The 25,622-nt window shown below is 66.9% G+C and carries 18 protein-coding genes; 2 read left to right on the top strand and 16 right to left on the bottom strand.

Annotated features, from left to right (window positions below):
* From ACL58G_RS19380 to ACL58G_RS19345, 8 genes are all read right to left on the bottom strand, one after another.
* Entirely contained in the window at positions 1 to 357 is a 357-nt protein-coding gene (locus ACL58G_RS19380; protein ID WP_413345970.1) for a DUF1622 domain-containing protein, read from the bottom strand.
* A 7-nt stretch (positions 358 to 364) separates the two neighbouring features.
* Positions 365 to 730: a c-type cytochrome gene (locus tag ACL58G_RS19375; protein WP_440962844.1), complete on the bottom strand. Its 366-nt coding sequence runs from the start codon at positions 728 to 730 to the stop codon at positions 365 to 367.
* Entirely contained in the window at positions 727 to 1,617 is an 891-nt protein-coding gene (locus ACL58G_RS19370) for a cytochrome c oxidase assembly protein (protein ID WP_440962843.1), read from the bottom strand. The genes ACL58G_RS19375 and ACL58G_RS19370 overlap by 4 nt, the downstream gene beginning before the upstream one ends.
* Positions 1,605 to 1,940 carry a hypothetical protein gene (locus ACL58G_RS19365; RefSeq protein ID WP_440962842.1) on the bottom strand — a complete coding sequence of 112 codons (336 nt, stop codon included), beginning with the start codon at positions 1,938 to 1,940 and terminating at the stop codon, positions 1,605 to 1,607. Before ACL58G_RS19365 ends, ACL58G_RS19370 begins: the two co-directional genes overlap by 13 nt.
* A gap of 9 nt (positions 1,941 to 1,949) precedes the next feature.
* Positions 1,950 to 2,591 (bottom strand): cytochrome c oxidase subunit 3, encoded by a 642-nt coding sequence (locus tag ACL58G_RS19360; RefSeq protein WP_440962841.1) that lies wholly within the window; start codon positions 2,589 to 2,591, stop codon positions 1,950 to 1,952.
* Positions 2,588 to 4,510 carry a cytochrome c oxidase subunit I gene (gene ctaD / locus ACL58G_RS19355; protein WP_440962840.1) on the bottom strand — a complete coding sequence of 641 codons (1,923 nt, stop codon included), beginning with the start codon at positions 4,508 to 4,510 and terminating at the stop codon, positions 2,588 to 2,590. Before ctaD ends, ACL58G_RS19360 begins: the two co-directional genes overlap by 4 nt.
* The gene (coxB, locus tag ACL58G_RS19350; protein ID WP_440962839.1) at positions 4,507 to 5,496 is read right to left on the bottom strand and encodes a cytochrome c oxidase subunit II; all 990 of its coding nucleotides are present in this window, start codon (positions 5,494 to 5,496) and stop codon (positions 4,507 to 4,509) included. Before coxB ends, ctaD begins: the two co-directional genes overlap by 4 nt.
* Positions 5,497 to 5,603: 107 nt before the next feature.
* Complete coding sequence (locus tag ACL58G_RS19345; RefSeq protein ID WP_440962838.1) at positions 5,604 to 6,521, bottom strand: polysaccharide deacetylase family protein; 918 nt, start codon at positions 6,519 to 6,521, stop codon at positions 5,604 to 5,606.
* Between the two features lie 121 nt (positions 6,522 to 6,642).
* Here ACL58G_RS19345 and ACL58G_RS19340 point away from each other — a divergent pair, with 121 nt between their 5' ends.
* Together ACL58G_RS19340 and ACL58G_RS19335 are read left to right on the top strand one after the other, a co-directional pair.
* On the top strand, positions 6,643 to 6,774 hold the full coding sequence (locus ACL58G_RS19340; protein ID WP_440962837.1) for a hypothetical protein: 132 nt from the start codon (positions 6,643 to 6,645) through the stop codon (positions 6,772 to 6,774).
* A 92-nt stretch (positions 6,775 to 6,866) separates the two neighbouring features.
* Positions 6,867 to 8,594, top strand: coding sequence for a glycoside hydrolase family 9 protein (locus tag ACL58G_RS19335; RefSeq protein ID WP_440962836.1), 1,728 nt, complete (start codon positions 6,867 to 6,869; stop codon positions 8,592 to 8,594).
* 244 nt (positions 8,595 to 8,838) lie between these two features.
* Here the strand turns inward: ACL58G_RS19335 and ACL58G_RS19330 are convergent, their stop codons facing one another.
* From ACL58G_RS19330 to ACL58G_RS19295, 8 genes are all read right to left on the bottom strand, one after another.
* The gene (locus ACL58G_RS19330; RefSeq protein WP_440962835.1) at positions 8,839 to 9,918 is read right to left on the bottom strand and encodes an SGNH/GDSL hydrolase family protein; all 1,080 of its coding nucleotides are present in this window, start codon (positions 9,916 to 9,918) and stop codon (positions 8,839 to 8,841) included.
* Positions 9,915 to 11,015 carry a glycosyl hydrolase gene (locus ACL58G_RS19325; RefSeq protein ID WP_440962834.1) on the bottom strand — a complete coding sequence of 367 codons (1,101 nt, stop codon included), beginning with the start codon at positions 11,013 to 11,015 and terminating at the stop codon, positions 9,915 to 9,917. Before ACL58G_RS19325 ends, ACL58G_RS19330 begins: the two co-directional genes overlap by 4 nt.
* Positions 11,012 to 13,888: a TIM-barrel domain-containing protein gene (locus ACL58G_RS19320; RefSeq protein WP_440962833.1), complete on the bottom strand. Its 2,877-nt coding sequence runs from the start codon at positions 13,886 to 13,888 to the stop codon at positions 11,012 to 11,014. The genes ACL58G_RS19325 and ACL58G_RS19320 overlap by 4 nt, the downstream gene beginning before the upstream one ends.
* A gap of 149 nt (positions 13,889 to 14,037) precedes the next feature.
* Entirely contained in the window at positions 14,038 to 15,699 is a 1,662-nt protein-coding gene (locus ACL58G_RS19315; RefSeq protein ID WP_440962832.1) for a GH35 family beta-galactosidase, read from the bottom strand.
* A gap of 85 nt (positions 15,700 to 15,784) precedes the next feature.
* Positions 15,785 to 18,790: a TonB-dependent receptor gene (locus tag ACL58G_RS19310; RefSeq protein ID WP_413388906.1), complete on the bottom strand. Its 3,006-nt coding sequence runs from the start codon at positions 18,788 to 18,790 to the stop codon at positions 15,785 to 15,787.
* A gap of 92 nt (positions 18,791 to 18,882) precedes the next feature.
* The gene (locus ACL58G_RS19305) at positions 18,883 to 21,147 is read right to left on the bottom strand and encodes a glycoside hydrolase family 95 protein (protein ID WP_440962831.1); all 2,265 of its coding nucleotides are present in this window, start codon (positions 21,145 to 21,147) and stop codon (positions 18,883 to 18,885) included.
* Between the two features lie 55 nt (positions 21,148 to 21,202).
* Positions 21,203 to 23,353, bottom strand: coding sequence for an exo-alpha-sialidase (locus ACL58G_RS19300; protein ID WP_440962830.1), 2,151 nt, complete (start codon positions 23,351 to 23,353; stop codon positions 21,203 to 21,205).
* A 33-nt stretch (positions 23,354 to 23,386) separates the two neighbouring features.
* Positions 23,387 to 25,303: a hypothetical protein gene (locus ACL58G_RS19295; protein WP_440962829.1), complete on the bottom strand. Its 1,917-nt coding sequence runs from the start codon at positions 25,301 to 25,303 to the stop codon at positions 23,387 to 23,389.
* Positions 25,304 to 25,622 lie beyond the last annotated feature (319 nt).

The raw sequence follows: 25,622 nt of genomic DNA, 5'->3' as shown, positions 1-25,622 counted from the left end.
TCAGGCCGGCGGCTTCTCCGCGCTGGCCGCTTCCTCCTTCATCTCGCGATTGAGGAAGTAGTTCAGCGCCGTCCGGATCACGGCGATGGCGGCAAGCTTGCCGATGCGGTCCCACGTCGGCGCGACGGACGTCGACAGGACGTCGGCCGCCAGCTGCAGTTCCAGCGCCAGCGTGAGGTAGCGCGCGAACGCCAGCCGGATCGGAATGAAGCTGCCGCCCCGGGCCAACGCGTAGCGCACGAGCCCCACGACGACGATCACGACGCCGGCCGCGATCACGCACGCACCCAGCGCTTCCACCAGCAGGCGCAGCCACTCCACCCAGGCGCGCACCTGTTGTTCCGTTTGTTCGAACATTCGGCTCCTATTGGCTGTACAGATAAGCGGCCATGTCGCGCGCCTCGGCACCTGTGACGCCCAGCTCCGGCATCGCGGTATTCGGGACCACCTGGCGCGGATGCTGGATCCACTTCATCAGGTTGTCCGCGTTGTGCGGCATGACGCCCGCAATATAACCGCGCGCACGGATCTCGTCGAGGGGCGGGCCGACCTGGCTGTCCGCGTGGGCGATCCCCTTGATCTTGTGGCAGCTCGCGCAGCCGTACCGTGCCAGCAGTTCGCGGCCGTGGCGCGGATCGCCGCCCGTGACCGGCTCCGTCTTCGGTGGCGTCTTCGAGCAGCCGGCCAGCAGGGCTCCGCACAGCAGGACGGCGAGTGTGCGCCCCGTCATGGCCGCACCTCCGCAGGACCCGTGCGCAGCCAGCGGGCGCACAGCACGAGGCCCGCGACCAGGTAGGCCAGGCCGCCCGGGATCCACATGATGAGGCCACCGAGCTGCTGGTCTTCGAGCGGGGTCAAACCGAACAGCTGCGCGCGGTTGCCGTACAGCGGATACCAGATCGTCTCCGACATGGTGAACAAGGCGCCGAGCGCGCCCGTGTGCATCATCGTCGTGAACAGGTAAAAGATGGCGCCCCCGCGGCCGTGATGCCCACCCTCTCGCCCCAGCACGGCCCACCAGAACAGCAGCGCCGTGGCGAGGAAGCTCGTGTGCTGCAGCGCGTGCATGCCGTTGTCGGCCAGCGCCAGCTGGAAGCACGCCGGCACGTGCCACATCCACAGCGCGGCGAAGTGCAGCAGCCATGCGTTCACGGGCGCCGTCAGCGCACCCCACGCGGCGCGCACGGCGGGCCCGCGCGTCGCGGCCGCGATGCGCAACCGTCCGTCGGGCCCGAACGCCCACAGCCACAGCGCGAGCGGGCGGCCCAGCACGAGCAGCGGCCCCGCCACGATCATCAGGATCTCGTGCTGCACCATGTGCGCGGAAAACGCATGGCTGCCGGCGCCGTCCAGCGGCGACGCGAGCGCCAGCACGAGCATGATCCAGCCCGCGCCGAACCACGCGGCCTGGCGTGCCAGCTGGCGGCGTGCCCCCTGCGCGCGGGGCCATAGACGTCTCAGGCCCGCCGCGTACAGCAGCAGCGACAGCGCCAGCAAGCTCACGACCCACCATTCCGCACCCCAGCCGAGCGCCGGGCCGGCCGCCAGCTCGGCCTGGACGTCGTGGGCGCGCGCCGCGAGCGGTGCGAAAGTCAGTAAGGCGATCAGGCGGCGCATGGCGACAGCACCCACTGCGGAAACCATTGCGCCAGCACGGCGAGGCAGGACAGCGCGCCGACCAGCGCGGCCACGAGCGCGATGAACGGCGGCCGGTCCGGCACGTGGTCGCGCGCGGCTTCGCGTCCCAGGCTGCGCCCTTCTCTCCAGTTGCGCCACGCGGCCCAGCTCATCCACACGCACACGGCCAGCACGACGGCCGTGACGGCGTTCGGCGCCACCATCGACTGGCGCGTGCACGCGGGCGTCACGAGCGCATACGTGATGGACAGGTTCGTGAGCGCCAGCGTGGGCGCGAGCAGCAGTGCCGGCCAGTTTCCCATCGTCCCTCCCTAAAAACGTGCGCCCCAGTAGATGACCGCGTAGATCGGCAGCCAGCTGAGGACGACGAAATACCAGTAGCCCGCGTTTTCGCTGACGTCCACGAAGCGCTTGCCTTCGTGCGGCCCGGTGAACATCAGCACCGTCAGCACGAGCGAATCGTAGGCGTCCGTGATGAGGTGCGTCGTGTGCAGGCCGAGCAGCATCCACACGACGGAGCCGTAGGCATCGGTGTCCCAGCGCGTGTTCAGCGCGCCGAACTCGAACACGCGCACGGTCAGGAAGCCGACCGACACCAGCATGCACACGGCCAGCCACAGCCGCACGCCCGCGAGGTCGAGTCGCTCGGCCGCCTGCTTCGCCTTCTGGTTCGGCCACAGGCTCGCCAGCATGATCGCCGTGTTGACGGTCCCCCACAGCAGGTCGGGCGGGAAGCGGCTCATCGGCCACACGGTGGCGTGGCTGCGCAGGTAGAAGTAGGCCATGATCGTCAGCGCGAACACGGTGCTCTCGACGGCGACGAGGCCCATCGTGCCCCACCACATCGGGCTGCGCGTGCCGAACGCGAACGTCGGGAGGTTGGACACGTCGAGTGCCGCGCCGCGCTGTACCGCCTCCTTGCCCGACTTGCGGTTCTCGATGGGCGCGCTCATGGTGCGGACTCCGAATGCACGCGCTGCTCGACGACGGCGCGCCTGGGCCAGAACCACAGGGTCGCGCCGATCGCCACCGGCGCGGCGGCCCAGACGACGGCCCACGGCGTATAGATGGAGCCGACGAACAGGATCGTCGTCGCCACCGCCGACAGGAACGGCCAGATCGACGACGACGGCATCCACAGGCGGTGGTCCGGCTCGGCGTCGGCCACGGTCGTGACGAGGACTTCGCGCCAGTCGTTCGACATGCCGCTGACGTGCGTCGGTTCGACCTGCGGCTGCCACAACGGATAGCGCCCATGCACCACGGGGATGACGTCGAAATTGCCCATCGGCGGCGGCGAGGGGACGCTCCATTCGAGCGTGCCGGCCCCCCACGGATCGGGGCCGGCCATCGGGCCTTTGCGCAGGCTGTGCGCGACGTTCACGAGGAATAGCAGCATGCTGATGCCGATCGTCGCGGCGCCGATGCTGGACAGGAGGTTCAGGTCGCCCCACCCCATCTCGGCCGGATACGTGTACACGCGGCGCGGCATGCCCCACAGGCCGAGCAGGTGCATCGGGAAGAAGGACACGTTGAAGCCGATGAAGAACAGCCAGAAATTCCAGCGGCCCAGGCGTTCGCCCAGCATGCGTCCCGTGAACTTGGGGAACCAGAAATAGAACGCGCCGAACAGCGGGAAGACGGCGCCGCCCAGCAGCACGTAGTGCAGGTGCGCGACGACGAAGAAGCTGTCGTGCAGTTGCGTGTCGAGCGGCACGGATGCCAGCATCAGTCCGGTCAGCCCGCCCATGACGAGGATGAAGAAGAACGCCAGCACGAACAGCAGCGGCGTCCTGACGTAAACCCGGCCGCTGCCCAGCGTGGCGATCCAGCAGAAGATCTGCACCGCGGTCGGCACGGCGATGACGAGGCTCGCCGCCGTGAAAAACGTCTTGCCCAGCTCCGGCAGGTTGGTCGCGAACATGTGGTGCACCCACAGGCCGAACGCGAGGAACGCGGTCGTCACGAGCGCCAGCACCATCGCCGGGTAGCCGACGACGGGCCGGCGCGAGAAGGTCGCGACGATCGCGGAGATGAAGCCCAGCGGCGGAATGAAGATCAGGTAGACCTCGGGATGGCCGAAGAACCAGAACAGGTGCTGCCACAGCAGCGCATCGCCGCCCTTTTCGGGATTGTAGAACTGCGTGTCGACGAGGCGGTCGGTGATCAGCGCGGTACTGGCCAGCATGACGGCCGGCAGCGCGAACAGCACCATGAACGACGTCACGAGCATGGCCCACACGTACAGCGGCATGCGGTTCAGGCTCATGCCGGGGGCGCGCAGCTTGAGGATGGTCGCGATGATGACGATCGCCTCCATCAGGCCGGAGAGTTCCGTGAACGTGATCATCTGGGCCCAGAAGTCCACGCCCTTGCCGGGCGAATAGCGCAGGCTGGACAGCGGCACGTACGCGAACCAGCCGGCGTCCGGCCCGGCGCCCGCGAAGAAGGCGGCGTACAGCATGATGCCGCCCATGGTGAAGATCCAGTACGCGTAGGCGTTCAGGCGCGGGAACGCGAGGCTGCGCGCGCCGATCATCAGCGGCACGAGGTAAGTGGCGACGGCCTGCATGACGGGGACGGCGAACAGGAACATCATCGTCGACCCATGCATCGTGAAGAACTGGTTGTACATCTCCGGTGTGACGATGCCGGCGTTCGGCTGCGCCAGCTGCAGGCGGATCAGCAGCGCGAGCACGCCACCCAGCAGGAAGAAGATCATGGTCGTGACCATGAAACGCTTGCTGATCGTCTTGTGGTTGATCGCGGCGAACCAGCCGTACAGTCCGGGCGGGTCGCGCCAGGTGCGTTCCAGCGCCGTGGCGGCGGCCGGGTCGGCCGGCGGAACGAAGCGTGGATCGGATACTTTCATCGGAGGGTCTCCAGGTAAGCCAGCAGGGCTTGCAGGTCGTCGGGGGGCAAGGTGTTGGCCGGCATGTTCACGCCCGGTTTGAGCGCCTGCGGATCGCTGATCCAGCCTGCGAGGTGGCCGCGGTTGTTGGGGAACATGCCGGCGCCGATGGTCCGGCGCGACGCGAGGTGCGTGAGGTCCGGCGCGATGCTTCCCTGCGCCCGCGTGCCCGCGATCGCGTGGCAGCGCGCGCAATTCGCGTTCAGGAACACGTCGCGGCCGCGGCGCGCGGCGGCATCCGCCGGGTCGGACGCCGGCCGGCGCTGGTGCGCGGCCCAGGTCTCGTACTGGTCGGACGGCACCGCGTGCACGAGCAGCGCCATCAGCGCATGTTCGAGACCGCAGAATTCGGCGCACTGCCCGCGGTAGGTGCCGGCGTGGTCGGCACGCAGCCGCAGGGTGGCCGTGCGGCCCGGGATCATGTCCTTCTTGCCCGCCAGGTTCGGGATCCACAGCGAATGGATCACGTCATCGGCGCGCAGCGTGACGATGACGGGCCGGCCGACGGGAATCGTCAGCTCGTTCGCCGTCGTGAATTCACGGGCCCCGTCCGCATCGCGGTAGCGCGCTTCCCACCACCACTGGTGGCCGACCAGTTCGATGTCGACGGCATCGCGCAGGGGCAGCCGCGCCAGCGCGCGGCTCGTGAACGCATCGGCCGCCAGCAGCGCGAGCAGGCCCACGATGCACGCGGCGGTGGCCCAGCCGATGCGGTGCCAGATGCGCCGCTCGGGACCTTCCAGGGACGACGTGTCGGGCCGGGTGGCGGCGTCCGCGTCGGGCGCGCACCAGACGGCGATGATCGTCGCGACGACGATGGCCACGAACACGAAGGTGCAGAGCGCCAGCGTACCGTTCCACAGGTCGCCGATGTGGGCCGCCTGGGCGCCGGCGGCGCGCAGCGCATCCTGCATGGCGCTTGCTGGCGCAGCGCGCTGGAATTCCATGTGCCTCCCCGAAACTAAGGTCGAATCTGAATGCCAAAATGTCTACATTGCAGATATACCTTTTTTTCGGCCGTTCCCGCGCACGAATCAACGTGCCGGCGGTCGGATCAGCGGCACAGGGCGTCGAGATTGCCGACCGGTTCGACGGCCGGCAGCCCTGCCAGGTCGATGCCCGCATCCTGCGCGCGCCGCTCGATCATCGCGCCGTTGCCGGCACCCGGACTCGGGGTTCGGTAGGCCGCGTCGGACTGCACCTGGTCCAGCGTCACGTAATGCGCGCCGGCCGCGTCCAGGCGCTTCATCACTTCCGGCAGGGTGGCCGCGCTCCAGGCGCCCATGTGCGTCAGCAGCACCTGCGGGATCATGCGGCCGTACACGCGCTGCGACATCGCCTTCGTGCGCGCCAGTTGCTGGTCGATGCGGCGGTAGTAGCTTGCCTTCATGCCGTCGATCGCAGCCTGGTCGCCCTTCGCCACGCAGCGCGCGTACGTCTCCGTGTAGGCCCAGTCGTCGAAGCCGAGGGTCACGTCCGCGACGCGGTAGCCGCGCGCCTTCAGCCACGCCAGCGCATCGTCGTGGCGCGCGCCCTTGCCGCCCGCGTCGAGGAACGGGTAGCGCAACACGTGCCAGTCCTTGCCGGCCATGTATTTTTGCAGTACGGGTTCGTTCTTGCGCACGTCTTCTTCCCAGGCGTCCAGCGACGCCGCCTGCGACAGGCCCATGTGGGTGTAGCCGTGGTTGCCGAGCGGGTAGCCGGCCTTGCGCCACACGTCCAGCGCGGCGGCGCTGTCCGCCTCCGTGCCGAGGGCCACGGCATTGACGAAGCCCCACGCCTCGGGCACGCCGTGCGCCCTGAACGTCGCGATGTGCGAGCGCGCGATGTCGGCGCGGCTGATGTCGGCCGGCTTGGAACCGTGCGAAGGCAGGTCGTCGACCGTGACGGCGACGTCGAAGCGGTCGGCCGGCGCAGCGCCGGCGCTGCCGAAGGCGAGTGCCAGTGCGCACAGGAGGATGGATGGTTTCAAGGCTGTCTCCGTAATTGGTTCGATGGATGCATTATCGACCGGATGGGCGGAAGCGGGCAACGGGCCCGGGAACGATTTATGATCGCATGGTTCGACCTCCGCTCAACGAAAGGAAATCCGCATGCGGAAACGCCTCGCCGTTGCCCTTGCCGCCGTGATGATCGCGCCCGTCCTCGCCGTGCCGCGCGCCGTCGTCGCCGACCCGCCGCGCGCCGGTCGCGCACCGTGCCGAAATGAACGGCGCCCGTATTGACGGGCGTTCCGCGCGATTGGATGATTGACTTTACTTTCGCGGGCGGGGTAGGATGAAATCGATTTCAATTCCATAAGATCCAAGGAGACAGCATGTATTCGTCGCGCCCGCGCCTTCCCACCGCCCTCGCCGTTGCCGCCCTGCTCGCAACCGGCACCGCACACGCAGCGGCCGGCATCGAAGTGAACCAGCTCGGCTTCCTGCCGGCCGCACAGAAGCTGGCCGTCGTGCCGGCCGGCGCGAACGAGCGCTTCAAGGTCGTCGACGCCAGCAGCGGCAAGGCCGTGTTCGAAGGGACGCTGGGCCCGGCCGCGACGTGGGACGCATCGGGCGAGCGCGTGCGCATCGCCGACTTTTCCGGCCTGCGCACGGCCGGCAGCTACCGCGTGACGGTGGCGGGCCAGCCGGATTCGCCGGTCTTCGCGATCGGCGCCGAACCGTATCGCGCGCTGGACGCCGGCGCCATCCGGGCCTACACGCTGAACCGCGCGAGCATCGCGCTGGACGCGCGCGTCGCGGGGCCGTACGCGCGGCCGCTGGGCCATCCGGACGACAAGGTGCTCGTGCACGAATCGGCCGCCTCGCCCAGGCGCCCGGCGGGCACCGTGATCTCGAGCCCGAAAGGCTGGTACGACGCGGGCGACTATAACAAATACATCGTCAACTCCGGCATCAGCACGTACACGCTGCTGGCGGCGTACGAACACTTCCCGGCCTGGTTCGACAAGCTCGCCGTCAACTTGCCGGAGTCCGGCAACGGCGTGCCCGACCTGTTGAACGAGGTGCAGTGGAACCTCGACTGGATGATCACGATGCAGGACCCGGACGACGGCGGCGTCTATCACAAGCTGACGAACAAGAGCTTCGACGGCATGGTGATGCCGCACCGCGCGACGGCGCCGCGCTACGTCGTGCAAAAGACGACGGCCGCGGCCCTCGACTTCGCGGCCGTGATGGCGAAGGCAAGCCGCGTGCTGGCGCCGTTCGACGCCAAGGCGCCGGGCCGGTCGCAGCGCTACCTGGCCGCGGCGGAGCGCGCGTGGCGCTGGGCGATCGACCATCCGGCCGTGCTGTATCGCCAGCCGGCCGACATCCAGACGGGCACCTACGGCGACGAGAAGGTCGACGACGAATTCTCGTGGGCCGCGGCCGAGCTGTACATCGCGACCGGCAAGGACGAGTACCGCGCACGCGCCCTTGCGCCGGCGGCGGGCGTGCAGACGGAACCCGGCTGGTCGGACGTGCGCCCGCTCGGCTGGATCTCGCTCGCGCAGCAGGGCGCGCGCCTGAAGAATCCGCGGGACGGGGACGCCGCCCGCAAGCAGATCCTCGCGGCGGCCGACACCTTGCTGGCACGCTGGCAGGCGTCGCCGGCGCGGCTGTCGCTGGCGAAGTCCGACTTCGTTTGGGGCAGCAACGCCGTGCTGCTGAACCAGGCCATGATGCTCGTGCAGGCCTACCGCCTCACGAACAAGGCCGACTACCTGAACGCGGCGCAGTCGGCGCTCGACTACACGCTGGGCCGCAATCCGCTCGGCATCAGCTATGTGACGGGCTTCGGCTCCCGCTCGACCATGCATCCGCACCACCGCCCGTCGGAAGCGGACGGCATCGCGGCGCCGGTCCCGGGCTGGCTCGCGGGCGGTCCGAATCCGGGCCAGCAGGACGCCAAGGATTGCAAGGGCGTGTCGTACGCATCGAAGCAGCCGGCCCTGTCGTACCTGGACCATGGCTGCAGCTACGCCAGCAACGAGATCGCGATCAACTGGAACGCGCCGCTCGTGTACGTGGCGGCCGCGCTGCAAGCGCTCCTGCGCTGACGTGGGACATCCCCGGCTCCACTAACGTCGCCCCCGGGCAAGTGGGGGCCCAAGTTTTCTTGTGCCGACGTGACGCAAGCAGAACCTGGGTTCCCGCCTTCGCGCACAATAGCATCGTCATTCCCGCGCAAGCGGGAATCCATACTGAGTATGCTAACTACGTTATTCATTTCGACCTCGTTGGCTACACAGAGTCGACTTCGCGCAGTCAGCATGGGTTCCCGCTTTCGCGGGAACGACCGTTTCACCAGTTCATCTTCTTCTTGATGAACGCCGTCAGGATCCCCGCATTGTCACGCTGGTGCTTCAGGCGCGGATGCTGCCCGTAGCCGGTGAACGGAAAGAACACGGTATCGATGCGCTGGTCGCCGCCCTTGCGCATGTCTTCCACCGCCGACTTGATATAGCCCGGCCACTGCGATCCCGGCTTCGTCGCATCCATGCTGCCCAGCGCGCACACGATGTAGGCCTTCGGGTACAGCTGGCGGATGCGCTTGACGAACGTCTCGTACGCGGCGATGCGGCCCGCGTCGTCCGGCTCCGGCTGCAGCTGGTGCCGGTCGCCGATCAGCCAGCGGTCGTTCTGCAGCAGGTTGATGACGACGACGTCCGGCGTCCAGCGCGCGAAATCCCAGCGCGTGTCGTTGTTGCCGACGGCGCTCAGCTGGTCGTAGAAGTCCGGCATCGTGAACGGGAACCAGCTGATCATCACGCCGATGCCGCTCTGCGACGTCTGGTGCAGTTCCGCGTTCAGGGCGCGCGCCGTGATGCCCGCGTACGACAGGTAGCTGTTCTTGTCGCGGCCCACGTCGTCGCGGCCGTTCAGCGGGGCTTCGTCGCCCATGCCGCTCGTGATGGAATCGCCGAAGAATTCGATGCGGCGCTTGGGACGGGCGGGCGGCGCCAGCATCTGGCCGCCGTCCGCCAGTTCGAGACCGCGGAACACGGTCGCGCCCTCCTCGCCTTCCGTGCGCTTGGTGATCAGGAAGCTGTGCTTGCCCGGAGCGAGTCCCGCGATCACGTCGTACTTCTTCGAACCCTGGCTTGCTTCGATGATCAGCGGGCTGGCCGTGTCGCCGTCGATGAAGACGTTGAAGTAGTTCTTGCCCTTCTCGTCGTCCAGCGTGACGGACAGCGAGGTACCCGTGAAGTTGCCGGCGATGGCCGTGTTCGGCCACGTGATGACGGGCGCGTCCGGCTGGGCGAAGTCGATGCGGCCCGTGTACAGCAGGTGCTTGTCGCTGGGCGCCACGGCCACGGCCGCGCACGCGAGGCCGGCATGGAGCAGCGCGGCCAGCACGAAAGTCTTGGTCAGTCGTTTCATTGGGGAGCTTTCAGAAATGCGGGCAGCTCGTCGAGGGTGATCACGTCGGGGTGGCGATACACCTTCGTCTTGTGCGCCGCGTTGTTGTAATAATCGCCGGTCCAGAAATTGTCCTTGTCGGACGTGCCGGCGGGCGCGCGGCCGTCGTTCCAAGTCAGGAACCACAGCCAGCGCGCGCCGTCGCGCCGCATGTTGTCGGGATCCGGAATGTAGCTGTTCTCGGTCATGGCCACGGGTTTCGTCGCGGGGCCGATGGCGGCCATGCGGCGGTAGGTGTCGATCTGCGACCGGTACGTCTTGCGGTCGCGCTCATCGTACACGTCGTAACCGGCGATGTCGACGACGTCGTCGCCCGGATACCAGCCCGCGTCCTGGCCATTCCACACCCAGATCAGGTTGTGCAGGCCATGCTCGCGCACGAGCCGGTCGAACATGTGCCGGTACAGCAGTTTGTAGGCCTCGGCATTCGACACGCCGTCCGCGCGCCTGCGACCCCACCAGAACCAGCCGTCGTCGTTGCTGCCCGACGCTTCGTGCAACGGCCGCCACAGCACCGTCACGCCGGCCGCCTGCAGCTTGCCGAGTTCCACGGCCACGCGGTCGATGTCGGCGTCGATCTGCCGGCCCGCGGGGCTGGACGTATCGAGCCGGCCATCGCGCACGGGGATCGTGAACGCCGTGTTCTTGCGCGCATCCGGCTCGCGCGCATAGAAGTTGCCCTGCGTGCCCGCGCGCGCCGACGGGTCGCGCCAGTGCCAGCAGAACGTCACGAGGCCGCCGCGGCGCGCCCAGGCGATGGCTTCATCGACCTGGTGCGAACCATCGCCCTCCTGCCACGTGTTCATGAAGTCGAAGCCCATCAGCGCCGGATACCTGCCGGTATCGTCGAACACGCGGCGCGCCATGTCGACGCTGTCGTTCCACGTCAGGTCCTGCTGGCCGGCGATGGTCTGCCGGCCCCAGGTCTGCACGAGCCACGTGTATTCCGCTCGCGTGCGGGCGTCCGCCTGCGCGTCCACCGGCGTCGCGCGCGGCGATGCCGCACTGGCCGAACCGGCCAGCGCGAGCGTCAGCGCAAACGGGAGTCCCCGTGTCACAGCTTCACGGTGACGGGCTTGCCGTCATAGGTCACGGTCTTGTCGGCCGCATCCATGTCCGCGCTCGTCGCCACGCCGGCACGCAGCACGCGCACCTTGATCTGGCGCGTCTGCGGCATGCCCTTGTACTGGCCGCTGCGGGCACCGATCGTGACGGTGCCCGTCTTGTCGTCGTAGCTGAACGGGATGCGGCTGAACTCACCGCGCTCGTACGCATTGGTCACGCCGTCGTCCTCGTACAGGCTCGCCTGGCCGTTGGCACCGGCATAGACCTGCAGCACGATCGGTGCGTCCGGCTTCTCGTCGACATACTGCGTGACCGGACCGGTCGGGATCACGGCGCCCGCGCGCACGAACACGGGGATGCGGTTCAACGGAGCATCCACCTTCGCGCTGGTGCCGCCCGCGTAGCGCTTGCCGGTGTCGAAGTCATACCAGTCCGCGCCCGCCGGGAAGTAGACGGTGCGCTCGCGCGCGCCGTACGACGTCACCGGCGCCACCATCAGCGCGTGGCCGAACAGGTACTGGTCCTTGATATCCTTGACCTTGTCGTCCTTCGGGAAGTCCATCACGAGGCCGCGCATCATGGTGCCGTTGGCGTAGTGCGTGTCGGCCGCCATCGAATAAATGTACGGCATCAGGCGGTAGCGCAGCTTCAGGTAGCCCACCATCGAATCGCGCATCGCGTCGTCGCCGGCCGCGATGTTGTAGATCTCGCGTTTCACGACTTCGCCGTGCGAGCGGAACAGCGGCGAGAACGCGCCGAACTGGAACCAGCGCAGGTTCAGCTCGCGCCATTCCTTCATGTCTTCCGGCTTGGCCTGGCCGCCCGTCGTGGCGCGGTTTTCCTGCGCGGAGCCCACGTCGCCGTACTGGAAGCGGTTCTCCTGCGCATAGCCGCCGATGTCGTGCGTCCAGTTCGGGATGCCGGACATCGAGAAGTTCACGCCCGATGCGATCTGGTCGTACAGGTTGTTCCAGCGGCCGGCCGTGTCGCCGCTCCACACGGCGACCGAGTTGCGCTGGATGCCGGCGAAGCCCGAACGCGACAGGATGAACTGGCGCTTGTCCGGCTGGTCGCGGCGCAGGCCTTCGATCATGCCGCCCGAGTGCACGAGGCTGTACGGGTTGAACGTGATCTCGCCCGGACCGTAGACGGTCGGCCCGATCAGCTTCTTGAAGTCTTCCAGGCGCGAATTCGACAGCACGTCAGGCTCGGTGTTGTCCATCCACCAGGCGTCGAAGCCCTTGGCCACCAGCTTGTCCTTCATCTGGCGATAGTAGATGTCGCGCGCTTCCTGGGTGTACGGATCGTAGTGGCTGTTCTTGTAGCCCTTGCCGACCCAGTCCAGCGCGCCGTCCTCGACGTTCTTCGTCCACATGTGGCCCTTCGCCGCCAGTTCCTTGTAGTTGTCGGTATTGGCGTAGAACTTGCCCCAGATGGAGATCATGATATGCGCGTGCTGCTTGTGCACTTCGTCGACCATGCCCTTCGGATCCGGGAAGCGGACCTTGTCGAAGTCGTGCGAACCCCAGCCGTCTTCCGGCCAGTAGAACCAGTCCTGCACGATGTTATCCAGCGGCCAGCCGCGCTTGCGGTACTCGGACACCGTGTCCAGCAGCTGCTGCTGCGTCTCGTAGCGTTGGCGCGACTGCCAGAAGCCGTACACCCACTTCGGCATCATCGGCTGCTGGCCCGTCAGCGTGCGGTAGCCGCCGATGACGTTGTCCATGCTGTCGCCGCTGATCACATAGTAGTTGACGGCTTCGGCGATCTCCGACGACATCGTCAGCGAATGCCGCTCCGGTGCCGGCAGCGGATCGTTGTGCGTCATCGCGATCATGCCGCCCGACGGCTTCCATTCCAGGTGCAGCTTGACGGGTTTGTTCGGCGCGAACTTCACCTCGAAGTTGTGGTACCACGGGTTCCAGCCCTGGCGCCACACGTCCATGACCTGCTTGCCGTCGACGGTGAGCGTCGCGTAGTCCGACGCGTACAGCTGCATCTTGTGCACGCCCGCTTTAGGGCTCGCCATCGCGCCGTCCCACACGACTTTCACGTTCTTGCCGCCCAGCGCCTTCATCGACGGGAGCTCCTTCGGCCAGAACTCCTCCACGTCCTTCAGGAACTGGTAGGCGATGTCCTTCTCTTGCCGGGTCAGCGCGAGCTTGCCGTCGATGTAGTAGCGCGCCGTCAGGCCGCCCGGCTTGCCCTGCTCGTCCGTCAGCTTCAGGTCGCGCGACAGCCACGCGTACGGCTTCGAATCGCCGAAGCGCGTGATCGAGTTCTGGTCCCACAGCAGGCCGTAGTTCCTGTCCGAGACGACGAACGGCACCGACGCGATCATGTTGTGCTGCTGCAGCAGGACGTCTTCGCCGTTGTAGTTCATCTGCGCGTTCTGGTGCTGGCCCAGGCCGTAGAACGCATCCTTCGTGCCGTAGTTGAAGCCTTCCTTGATCGCGAGGTAGGGCTTGCCGCCCACCTGGATCGGCGTGATGGTCTCCGCCGCTTGCGTCAGGAATGCCTTGCCGGCCGCGTCGAAGAAACGGACCTGGCCATCCTTCAGCGACACCTGCGCCGAGATCTTCTGGGCCTTCAGCGTCACGGCATCCTTGCCGTCGGCGACCGTGAACGCGCAGCTGTTGCACGGTTTGGCGACCGTCATCAGCGACGGTGTCAGTTGCTTGCCTTCCTGGTCCAGCTTGACGACGTGGACGATGTTATCGGCCATCACCTCGAGGCGCACGAGCTTCGCCGGACCGGCGTCCGGACGCACGTCGATGCCGGTGGCGGTCTTCTGGACGGTGCCCGCGAGGGCGTGGCCGCCTGCGGCCAGCAGCAGCGCGGCGGCTGCGATTCGCGTTAATTGCATGATTGTCTCCTAGAGTAAAGCGACGCCGCTAACGCCGTCATTCCCGCGCACGCGGGAATCCATACTGAATCGGCTCAAGACGCGCAGCATGGGTTCCTGCTTTCGCGGGAACGACGACGATTATGCACCGCCGCGAGGTATTGTTTGTTTTAGTACGACCCCATCTTCACCTTCAACACCGTCGGCATCGCCGGCAGGTTCAGGCCATAGTCGGTCTGGTCCCCATTCCAGTTCCGTTCCATGACCCACTTGCCGTCGGCGTCGAAGCGACCTTCTTCCACCCGCGCATAACCCGTGGGCTTGCCGGCATTCGGACCGGTGCCGGACAACTTCACGCGGATCTGCTGGCCCACGATCACGAATTCGTCCGGGCCGATCTGCGCGATCGCGGCGCCGCCGGACGGCTGGTCCGTGCCTTCCGCGTATTCGTTCTTGTCCTTCAGGTATTCGCGCTCGCCGAACTGGAATTCGCGGAACGACAGGTGCGCGTTCCAGCCGTTCATGGCCACGGTCTGCGGCTTGCGGTCGTCGCCTTCCGCGACGCCGTACGTGCGGCCTTCGTACGCCCACTTCGCCCACACGCGCTGCATCGGCGCGAACACGTCGTAGACTTTCGCGAACGGCTCGATCATGCGCTTGTCCGTGTACTTCGAACCCAGCGGATAGTTGCTGTACATGGCGTAGTCGAAGCCGAACGGCGCGACGCCCAATGCGCCCTTGCCGATGATCTGGTAGACGTAGCGTGCATAGCCCGCCGCATTGCCCATCTCCGGCACCATCAGCGGATTGTCCGGGCGCTGGAACAGCTGCAGCGTGGCGCTCACGTTGCTGGACTCCGGCATGTAGATGTCCGGGCCGGCGAAATCGATGTGCGGCGCGGCCGCCTTATAGATGCCGAGGACGTCGTACGTCGGGCCGCCGGAGGCGAAGTCCGCCTTCCACGGCGGCGCGGGCTTGTCCAGCACCGGCGCGCGCAGCGCATTGTTCACGTACATCGGCAGGTCGTACACGGCGCGGCCGGCCTTGGCGATGTCTTCGATGTAGCTGGCGATGGCCCACGTATGGAAATACTGGTCGGCGTAGTCGCCGTACACTTCGCTCCACGAACCCTGCTTCGCCCGGCCCGCGGGCGGCGGCTGGTGCGCGAGGACGGCGGCCGGCACCGGCTGCTGGAACGCGGCCTGGGCGCGCGCCGCGTAGTCGCGCGCGACGCCATAGGTGCCCACTTCGTTCTCGACCTGCACCATGATCACGGTGCGCTTGTCCGAGTCGATCTTTTTAATATGCTCCATCAGCGCGACGAAGGCTTTCTTGTCGGCGGCCAGCGTGGCTTCGCCGAACGGCGACAGGCAGTAGCTCGTCTTGCCGTCCTTGTCGATCATGCGCGGGAAGCGCTTGTTGTCGAACTTGACCCATTCCGGCGCGTATGCCGGGCCGGTATTCTTCCAGGTGCCGAACCACAGCAGCACGAGGCGCGTCTTGTGCTCGCGTGCCTGCTGCACGAGCTTGTCGACGTAGCTGAAGTCGAAGGTCCCTTCCTTCGGCTCGATCTGTTCCCACGCGACGGGAATCTCCAGCGTGTTCGCATGCACGTCCTTCATGGCGGCCCAGACCTTCGGCAGCGCGGCCGGGTAGTTGCTGGAGTTGTGGGCCTGGCCACCCAGGATCAGGAACGGGGCGCCGTCGACCATCAGCGCGTAGCGGCCGTCCTTGCCCACGATGCGGGGCAGTTCGGACGCGGCGTACGCGGCGTGGCAGGTGGTGGCGGCGAGCAGGCCGGCGGCCAGCAGGCGGAAGGACATGGATTTCATATGCGAACGGGTCTCCTTCGGTCGCGGTGGTTGTAAAAACGGGCGGCCAGTGTCGAAAATGCGCGGCCGCCCGTCCGTGATGCGCTTAGAACGAATAGCGCAGCGACGCCGTGTAGCGGCGGCCGGACACGAAGACCGCGCGGGTCATCATGCCGATCGACTGCTGCATCAGCTGTCGGTACTTCGAGTTGGTCAGGTTCTGCGCTTCCACGCCGAGCGACAGCTGCTCGTTGATATTGTAGAAGAACGAACCATCCAGTTGGCCATAACTGTCCGACCACGTCGGCAACGCCCACGCGACCGTCTGCGTCGTGCCCGTGGCCGGGTCGACGCGGCGGCCGTCCGTGCCGTTCGTGCCGTTGACGTTCACGTTCTGCAGTGCCTTCGAACGCCATGCCCACGCGAGGCGCGCCGAGACCTTGCCCTTGTCGTACAACAGGGCCAGGTTGTAGGCGTTCTTCGACAGGTTCTGCAGCGGCAGGTTGCCGAAGGTCGCGCCGTTGGTGTCGCAGCCGTTCTGGTTCAGGTTCAGGTTATCCGCGCCGTTCGAGCTGCCCGTGCAGAACGCCGAGTTGACCGGATGGTACAGGTCTTCCTTGCTGTCCACGTACGTGTAGTTCGCCTGGACGCCGAAGCCCGACATCCAGCCCGGCAGCTTGTCGAAATACTGCTGGTACGCGATCTCCATGCCGCGCGCATGGCCGCGCGCGCCGTTGACCGGGCCCGTGACCGTGAACGTGTACGGCGTGCCCGTCACGCCCGCGACGTTGTAGCCGTAGGACTGGTTGATGATGATGTCCTTCAACTGCTTGTTGAAGACGGCCATCGTCAGCGAACCGGCCGGCGCGAAATACCACTCCGCCGACAGGTCGACCTGGCGCGACTGCACCGGACGCAGCTTCGGATTGCCGGTGCCCGTGCCCGTCAGGCCGACGTTGTTCACGGTGACGACGTTGCCGGTCGTGGTCTGGTCGACGTTTTCCGACAGGGTCGTGTAGCTCTGCAGCTGCGAATAGTCCGGCTTCGAGATGCCCATCGCGGCGGCGAAGCGGAACTGCAGCTTGTCGGTCGCCTTCATGCGCAGGTTCAGGCTCGGCAGCACATTGTGGTAGTGGTTGTCGAAGTCCTGGCGCGTCGAGAATGCCGCGATGTTCGGGATTTCCGGACCGACGACCGTCGTGCCCTCGGCCGGCTGCGTGATGTTCGGATTGAACACCGTGTAGCCGTGCGCCTTCAGCAGCGTCTGCACATAGCGCACGCCGATGTTGCCGTCGATCGGGTACTTCAGGTCGTCGAAGCCGAAGCGCAGCTGCGTGTAGAACGCGCCGGTACGCTCGGACAGGTCGTTGGTGCCGGCCGGGTCGGTGCCGAACGTCGCGGGCGACCACGGCGTGCACGGGTTGGTCGTGCCGTTCGCCTGGTTCGCCTGCTGGCACAGGATGTCGTGGTAGCTGTGCAGCGTGGCATAGCTGCCCGGGTAGCCCGTGGCCAGCGCCACGTTCGGGAACACGAGGGACGGGACCGGGGTGTTATTGTTGAAGAAGTTCGTGAACTGGTGGACCTGCGTCTGGTTCGAGAAGCGCGGATCGCTCAGGTACGCGAGCTGGCCGCCCGTGTCCGACTGCCACGGCTGCGTGATCGCCGCCCAGTTGAAGCTCGGGTTCGAGTTCGTCGTCGTCGAATCGGCCTTCGTCAGGCGCACGCCAAAGCGCACGTCGCGCAGGACCGGATGGTCGAACGTGTACTTCGCATCGGTCTTCCACGCCCATTCGCCGGCATGGCTGTCGTCGAAGTGTTCCTGCGTGAACGCCCAGTAGTAATTGGCCGGATTGGCCAGGTAGGCGGTCTGGACGTCGTCGAACGTCAGCTTCGGCACGGAGCCGGACAGGTCCACGTTCTCGTACGGCATCTTGACGGCCGTGGCGACGGTCGAGTCGAAGCTGTTGCTCGTCGCGCGCACGCGCTGCACGTCGGTGTCGAACTGCCAGTCGCTGTTCGGACGCCACATCAGGTGCCACGAGATGTCGGTCGTCTGCGACTTGCGGTTGGCGGCGCGGGTGTCGGCGCCGAAATCGATGCCCTTGTCGGTGGCGTCGGTCAAGGTGCCGGTCAGCAGCTGGCCGTTGGTGCCGTAGGTGCCGTTCGTGACGCCGATGTTGTACGGGCTGGCGGACGAGAAGATCGCCTGCTCGTCCCACTGCATGCGGTACTTCGACTTGAAGTACGTGAGCGACGACTGCAGGTTCGCGTCCCGCTTCCATTGCAGCGCACCGTAGAGGCCCTGGCGCTTGCGGTCGAAGTTCAGCGTGCGGTACTGCGAGCCTTTCGGCACCCACACGTTCTGGCCGGCGACCACGTCGCTGCGCTGGTAATACGGTTCGACCTGGAACGCGTCGGTACGGGTGCCGCTCTCCGAATACGCGTAGTCGACCAGGGCGCCGATCTCGCCGAAGCCGGTCTTCCAGCGGTCGGAGAACATGAAGGAGCCGGACGGCTGGCGCTTGCCCTTCTTCAGTTCCGAATACGTGTCCTGCAGCGACGCGGCCATCTTGCGGCCCTTGAAGTCGAACGGCATCGCCGTGCGCAGGTTCACGAGGCCGCCGATGGCGCCTTCGATCTGTTCCGCCGACGGGTTCTTGTAGATGTCGATGCCGGCCATCAGCTCCGGCGGGACGTCCTCGAAGTTGAGCGAGCGGCCGCCGTTGGCCGAGAACGAATCGCGGCCGTTCAGCTCCGAACGGGTGTACGACAGGCCGCGGATCGTGACGCCCGAGCCTTCCACCGAGTAGTGCTCCGGGTCGCCCTTCGACATCGTGCGGTCGATGGTGACGCCGACCACGCGCTGCAGCACTTCCGTGATCGAACGGTCCGGCAGCTTGCCGATGTCGTCCGCGACGATCGAATCGACCATCTCGTCGGCATCGCGCTTGAGCGCCTGCGCCGAATCGAGCGCGGCGCGCTGGCCCGTCACGACGACGACATTGCTTGCCGTCGGCGCCCCGGGCCCGGTCTGCGCGGCCGCCATCCCGCCGGCCAGCAACGCGACATGCGTTACGGCCACGGCGATGGCTGTTTTCTTGAACTGATACATTTACATCTCCTCTTGGCTGACAACAGGGCCCATCGAATGACGGTGCCCTTCACTGCAAAGAGACGACCTCTCGGGGTCTGCCTCTGAACTCCTCAAAACCGTGCCGCGTCCAGCCGCACGCTGTCGCCCGGACGCAGTTTCACCGCGACGGTGCGCGCGCCATAGCGCACGGTCGCGGCACCGCTGCCTGCTACCCGGCGCACGACGGCATCGACGAGACGGCCGCGCGTCCAGCGCATGTCGACCTCGAATCCGCCGCGCGCGCGCAGGCCTTTCACTTCACCATCCGGCCACGCCGACGGCAGCGCCGGCAGCAGCTCGATCGCGCCGGCCTGCGACTGCAGCAGCATCTCCGCGATGCCGGCGGTCGCGCCGAAATTGCCGTCGATCTGGAACGGCGGATGCGCATCCAGCAGGTTCGGATACGTGCCGCCGGCATTCAGTTGCTCCGAGCCGGCGCTGGCCTGCTGGGCCGCGCGCGCGCCGGGGCTGGCCAGCACACCGCGCAGCATCCTGTAGGCGTGGTCGCCGTCGTACAGGCGCGCCCAGAACGCCATCTTCCACGCCATCGACCAGCCGGTGCCCGCATCGCCGCGCGCTTCCAGCGTGCGCTTCGCGGCGGCGGAAAGCAGAGGCGTGCGCGCGGGGCTGATCTGGCGGCCCGGGAACAGCGCGAACAAATGCGATACGTGGCGGTGCGTGTCGCCCGGCGTGTCCAGCACCGGATCCTTTTTCTCGTCGAGCCACTCGAGCAGCTGGCCCCAGCTGCCGACCTTCGGCGCCGCGAGCCGGTCGCGCATGCGGGCGAGCTTGTCGCGCAGCGGCTTGTCGACGCCGAGCACGTCCGCCGCTTCCACCGTGTTGTTGAACAGGTCCCAGACGATCTCCTGGTCGTACGTGACGCCGTCCTCGATGGGGCCGTGCTCGGGCGACCATCCCTGCGGCGCGACGAGGCGGCCGTCCGGCAGTTCCTTCAGGTAGTCCTGCCAGAACGCGCTCGCTTCCTTCATCATCGGGTACGCGACGTTTGCCAGGAACGCTTTGTCCTGCGTGAACGCGTAGTGTTCCCAGAAGTGCTGGGCGTACCACGCGTTGCCCGTCTTGTTCCAGGTATAGCTCATGCCGCCGAACGGGTTCGATTCCGTGCGCAGGGTCCAGCCGCGCACCGGCTTACCATCTCTAGCCTTGAATTCCGCCGCCGTCGCCTGGCGCCACACGGGCGCCACGCTCGTCACGAAGCCGAAGAACGGCTTGGCCATCTCGGACAGATTCGTCACCTCGGCCGGCCAATAATTCATCTGGACGTTGATGTTCGTGTGGTAGTCCGAGCGCCACGGCGGCGTGAGGCTGTTGTTCCACAGGCCCTGCAGGTTCGCGGGCAGCGAACCGCGCGAGCTGGACGCCAGCAGGTAGCGGCCGTACTGGAAGTACTGCGCTTCCAGCTCCGGGTCGTTGCCGTCCTTCGTGTACGCCAGCACGCGCGCGTCCGTCGGCAGCGCCTTGCGCTCCGCCGCCGTCGCGCCCAGGTCCAGCCGCACGCGGCCCAGCAGGCTGGCCACGTCGCGTTCGTGCTCGGTGCGCAGCTGGTCGGCGGGACGCGCGGCCGCGGCCGCAACCTGCGCCGTGACGCGCGCCAGCGGATGCTCTCCGCGGAAGTGCTGCGTCGCGTCGGCGACATAACTGGTGCCGGCGCCCACGATGACGGTCAGCGCGTCGCAGCCCGTGAACACGATGCGGCCGTTCTCGACGGCCGCCTTGCCGCCCTCGTTCACGACGCGCACCTGGCTCGCGTAGTCCAGCGTGTTGGCCGTCGGCGCCTCGTTCGGCAGCGTCCAGCCGGCCAGCGTGCCCGTCGCGTACAGCGTGTCCTTGCTGGACGCGAGATGCGCGCCGTGGCGGTCCGACAGCGCGATCGATCCCGTGTACTGGCCCGGCTTGTCCGCCGTCAGGCGCAGAACCATCACCTGCGCCGGATAGCTCGCCCACGCCTCGCGGCGGAAGTGCGTGCCGCCGTGCGTGTATGTGACGGTGTGGACGGCGCGCGCGATGTCGAGCGTGCGCCGATAGTCTTGCGCATCTCTGTCATGCCCGGGCAGGTCCACGACGACGTCGCCGAACGGCTGATACGTCCCCGTCTCCTTCGCGTCGCCCGACCACAAGGTGATGTCGTTGAACTGCAGGTGCTCGCGCGCGAGCCCGCCGAACACCATCGCGCCGATGCGGCCGTTGCCGATCGGCAGCGCTTCCTTTTCCCAGCCCTGGTCGTTGTCCTGGGCCGGGCGGTCGTAGCGCAGCACCAGGTCGGGTGCGGCCAGCGCAGTGGAGACGACGCCGGCCAGCGCCAGTGCGATCATCATCCGATGAAATCGATTACAGATAGAGGTCATAAAAATCGCTGTCGAAAAGCGTTGTTCAGTTGGCGGCGGGTTTGCCGTAGACGATGCCGCGGCCGGCCGTGCTCATGTAGACGACGCCGTAGCGGTTCATGTCGCCCACGATGAACTGGCCGTCGCCCGGTCCGCCGTACTGGTGGGCGTCGTCGTTGATGCGGGTCCAGGTGGCGCCGCCGTCGATGGAACGGTGGATGCCGCGCACGCCCTTCACGTCGCCCCAGATGTAGACCGCGGGGTAGTCGTGCCCCGGCGCCGCCTTGCCGAAACCGACCGCGCCGCAATAGCGCACGGCCGCCAGCGGCGCGAAGTGGGCGCCGCCGTCCACGGAGCGTACGAGACCGCCGTTCTTCAGCGCGACCCACACGTCCCCGCCCCGGCCCGGCGCCACGCGCACGAGACGCGACCCGCCCGCGGGCAGGCTCGCGCGCGGGGCGAACGAGGCGCCGCCGTCGGTGCTGGCGAGGAGCGCGGTGTCGTCGTACGCGTAGAACACCTTCGCGTCGAGCGGATCGCCCACCGGCCGCAGGTTGGCCTTCGCGAGGCCCGCGACGGCAGTCCACGTCGCGCCGCCATCGCCCGAGCGCCAGACCTCCTTCGCCTTTTCGGGCGCATGCAGGATCACGGCGCCGTCGGCCGAGATGGCGACCTGTCCGCGCCTGCCCTTGATGGCCGCGGTCTTCGTCCACGTGGCGCCGCCGTCGTGCGTGACGAGCATGCTGTCGCCCACGCGCACCATCGTCCTCGGATCCTTGGGAGCGTAGGCGAGGCCCGTCGTCGTGCCGATCTGCGGATCGTGGATGCGGCCGTGGCGCGACGGATCGTCGTGGAGGTAGCCGTCGATGTCGCCGATCGCGGAAACGAGCGGGCCGCCGGGAATGCTGACGAAGCCCAGCGGGACCGTCTCTTCCAGGCCGTCGACCGTGAACGTCCATGTCGTGGGCGACGCATCGATGTTCGCGGTGCGGAACACGCCGTTGCCGGACGTGACCCAGACGGCGTGCGTGTCGGCCGGGTCGAACTCGACGGAGCCGGCCCAGTGGATCGAGTGGCCTTTCAGCCAGGGTACGCCGGCCGCGTCGCGCACGAAACCGCGGCCGATCACGTCGGTCCACGAGGCGCCGCCGTCGTTCGACAGGAAGATGCGGTCGCCCTTCGCGTCGCCCTGCGGCAGGAACGTGTTGATGGTCGACGCGACGAGGCGCTGCGGATTCTTCGGATCGACGCTGATGCCGGCGAACGGCCGCGTCCAGCCGGCGGGCGTGATGTTCGTCCAGGCGCCGCTCGCGATCGCGTACTTCCACACCTGCCCGCGGTCCATCGGCTCGCGCCCGGTGCGGTCGGGGTGCGGGCCGGCGCCGTTCGCGAACGTGACGATGAGGTTCCCTGCCCCGTCGAGGATCGCGCGCTGGGGCATCAGGTCCACCGGCGCGCCGGCCACGGGTTCGAACGTCGTGCCGGCGTCGTCGCTGCGGTACAGGTTCGGGCCGACGGCGCCGAAGCGCGACACGCCGACGAACACGCGGCGCGCCTGGCCCTCCTTCACGCTGGCGGGGTCCGGCACGACGACGGTCAGGCCCACGTCGTTCGGCGTGGACGTCACCGGCAGCGCCGTCACGCGCGCCCACGTGCGGCCCGCGTCGACACTCTTGAACAGGCCGTCGCGGCGCGTGCCGACGTAGAGCAATTTGCTGTTGCCCGGATCGACGGCGAGACGCTCGCCATCCTGGCGGCCCATGCCGTTCCCGTGCGTCTTGAACTGGCTGGAGACGTCGACGATGGAAAAGGTCTTGCCCGCATCCGTCGAATGCAGGATCGCGGTGCGGCCGCCGTTCAGGTAGGCGATGCCGGCGAGGAGCCAGATGTTGTCGGCGTCGCGCGGGTCGATGGCCAACGCGTCGATGCCGAGGTACCCGGTCTGGTCTTCCGCCACCCAGTCGAGCAGCGCCGTCCAGCGGCGTTCGCGCGGATCCCAGCGGTAGGCGCCGCCCACGTCGGTACGCGCGTATGCAACACCCGGTGCGGCGCGGCTGGGCACCACGGCCGTGACGAAGCCGCCGCCGCCGATCGCCACGCTGTCCCACACGTACGGCTCCTGCTGTTGTGCCGTCACGCGGCCCGCCAGCAACGCCAGAGCAAGGGCCACCGCCGGGGCCAGCTTCATCGACTTCATTACAGCGTCTCCATCATGCGTACATACACCTGTTTAGCCCTTGTAGACCCGGAAGCTATGGGGCGGAATCACCACCTCGTTCACCGTGTCGCGGCTCGCGCCCGGCACCGTCTCGGCCGCCGGACGCGCCTTGCCGTCCACCGCGTGCTTCACGACCTTCACCGTCGTCGGCGTATCGCGGAACGACTGGATGACGTACGCGCCGTTATCGTAAGTGAACAGGCTCACGCCGGCCGGCGCCTCGATGCGGACGGGCGCGTCGGCCATCAGGTAGGTCTTCACGCTGTTCATCACGCCTGGCGGCATACTATACAGGTCGCCGATATTGCTGGGAATGGACAGGATGTAGAGAACGCCCTTCGAATACCGGTTCATCAGCAGCACGGGGAAGCCGCGCGCGCCCGCGACGCCGCGGATGATCGGCCACGCGTCGTTCGTGAAGTAGTGCAGCTCCGGGAACAGCACGTCGCGCGGCGCCACCTTCGGATCGTCGCGCAGCGATTCGCCGTTGCCCGCGCCATAGCCGTTGTAGTAGTCGTTCAGCAGCACCTGGTTCCCCGTCGCGTAGACTTCGACGAGATCCTGGAAGCCGCGGTCCTTGCGCTTCGGATCCTGCGTCGCCTTGACGAAGCCGGACGTCACGAACACCGCCTTTCCCGCTTCCAGTTGGCGTTTCACTTTGTCGAGGATGTCCGGATCGGCCGCCGATGCCTGCGTGAGCAGGATCGTCTGCGCATCCTGCGGGAAGCGCGCGGTCAGGGCGATCGGGATGCCGACATTGCCCAGGTAGTTGGGCAGGAAGTCTTCCGCCGACGACGAGTTGGCCGGGCGATAGGTCGGGATGCCGGTGGGCTTGCCCAGCTGGTCCAGCACCGCGTCGATCTGTTTCAGCGCGGCGCCGGCGGCGAGGCCCCAGCCCGGCGGCGCTTTCGCATCCGGGTTCGCGGCCTTCCAGTCGGCCACGATGCGGTCCCAATTGAACGAGGTATCCTGCCCGGCCCACGGACGCTCGCCCGCTTCGGCCGGCGTGTCCTGCGCGGCCGGATGCCAGTTGAACAGCGTGATCTCGGGCGCCTTCGCGAGCATCGTGTCCCATAGCTGTTCCGCATAGCGGTCGACATAGCGGATCGAATACGTGTCGACCCAGCCGCCGCCATTCTTGCCGTCCTTACGGAGGGTCTCGTAGTAGCGGATGATGTTGTACGACTCGTATTGCTGCAGCAGCTGGTCGGTGATGACCGGGTCGCGCGTCTCGGTGCCCGCGTAGATCCCGTCGAACATCTCGGGCTGCTGCGCGAGGTCGAAGCCGAGGCCCTCGAAATGCTCGTACCAGTTCGGGTACTTGATGACGATCTTGACGTTCCTGTTGACTGCCCGCGCCGGGTCGATGATCAGGTCCTGCGATACCTTGCGCATGGTGGCGAGGCGGTAGTCCGTCCATGTGCGCTTGCCCTTCGCCCTGATGTCGGCGTCCGACTTCGACGTGTAGAACGTGAAGTCGTCGAGGATCACGTGGTCGAAATGGCGCGCCATCAGTGCCATCGCGCGCTTGCACGTGTCGCGGTCCTTGGGCGACTCGTAATCGAAGGTCATGAACTGGCCGTTGAATCCGCCCGCGGCCAGCGTGACGCCGCCCGCCACCTCGATGCCCTTCGCCTGGAACTGGCGCTTCACGGCCTCGATCTCGGCGTCGCTGGCGAAGTGGTTGTCGCGGTAGCCCTCGATGTAAACCTTGTCGAACGGGACCTGGCTCATGGCACGCGCGAACTGGTGCTCGAAGACCTGCGGGTCGACGAGGCTTTGCGTGACGTTCACCGGGATGTAGATCGCCGTCTTGAAATGCTTGTAGTGGCCCGCGGCCTGCGCGGGGATGGGCGCCAGCATGGCATTGCCGGCGACAGCAAGGAAGGCCAGCGCGGCGGCGGTCTGGCGGGCGAGTGATTTACGCATGTGTCTCCGGAATTGTTTTTATGGCGCTAATGACCGGTATCCTAAGCCAAGGGATGTTGGATGCGCAAGGCAAAAATGTTCGCGCTAACACGTCAATATACCGTTACGTGGCTTGTTTAGCATGTTTAGCTGCTAACCCCCGCAACACTACGAGACGGTGTGAAAAGGTAGCGCTGCCAAGACACAGATGTTGTATTTCTCACACGCACGAAAAGATTTTTTTGGCAGTTATGAAATCGATTGCGTATAACATCGATGTTGTGACCTTACTGCCGGGGTCAGGCGTGACACGTTCGCACGTGAACGTCCTGTCCAAGGC

This window comes from Massilia sp. GER05 (genome assembly GCF_052056005.1).
GTDB classification, from domain to species: Bacteria; Pseudomonadota; Gammaproteobacteria; order Burkholderiales; family Burkholderiaceae_D; genus Telluria; species Telluria orientalis.
The sequence above is the reverse complement of the archived record's forward strand: the minus strand, read 5'-3'. Positions and strand labels throughout refer to the sequence as shown.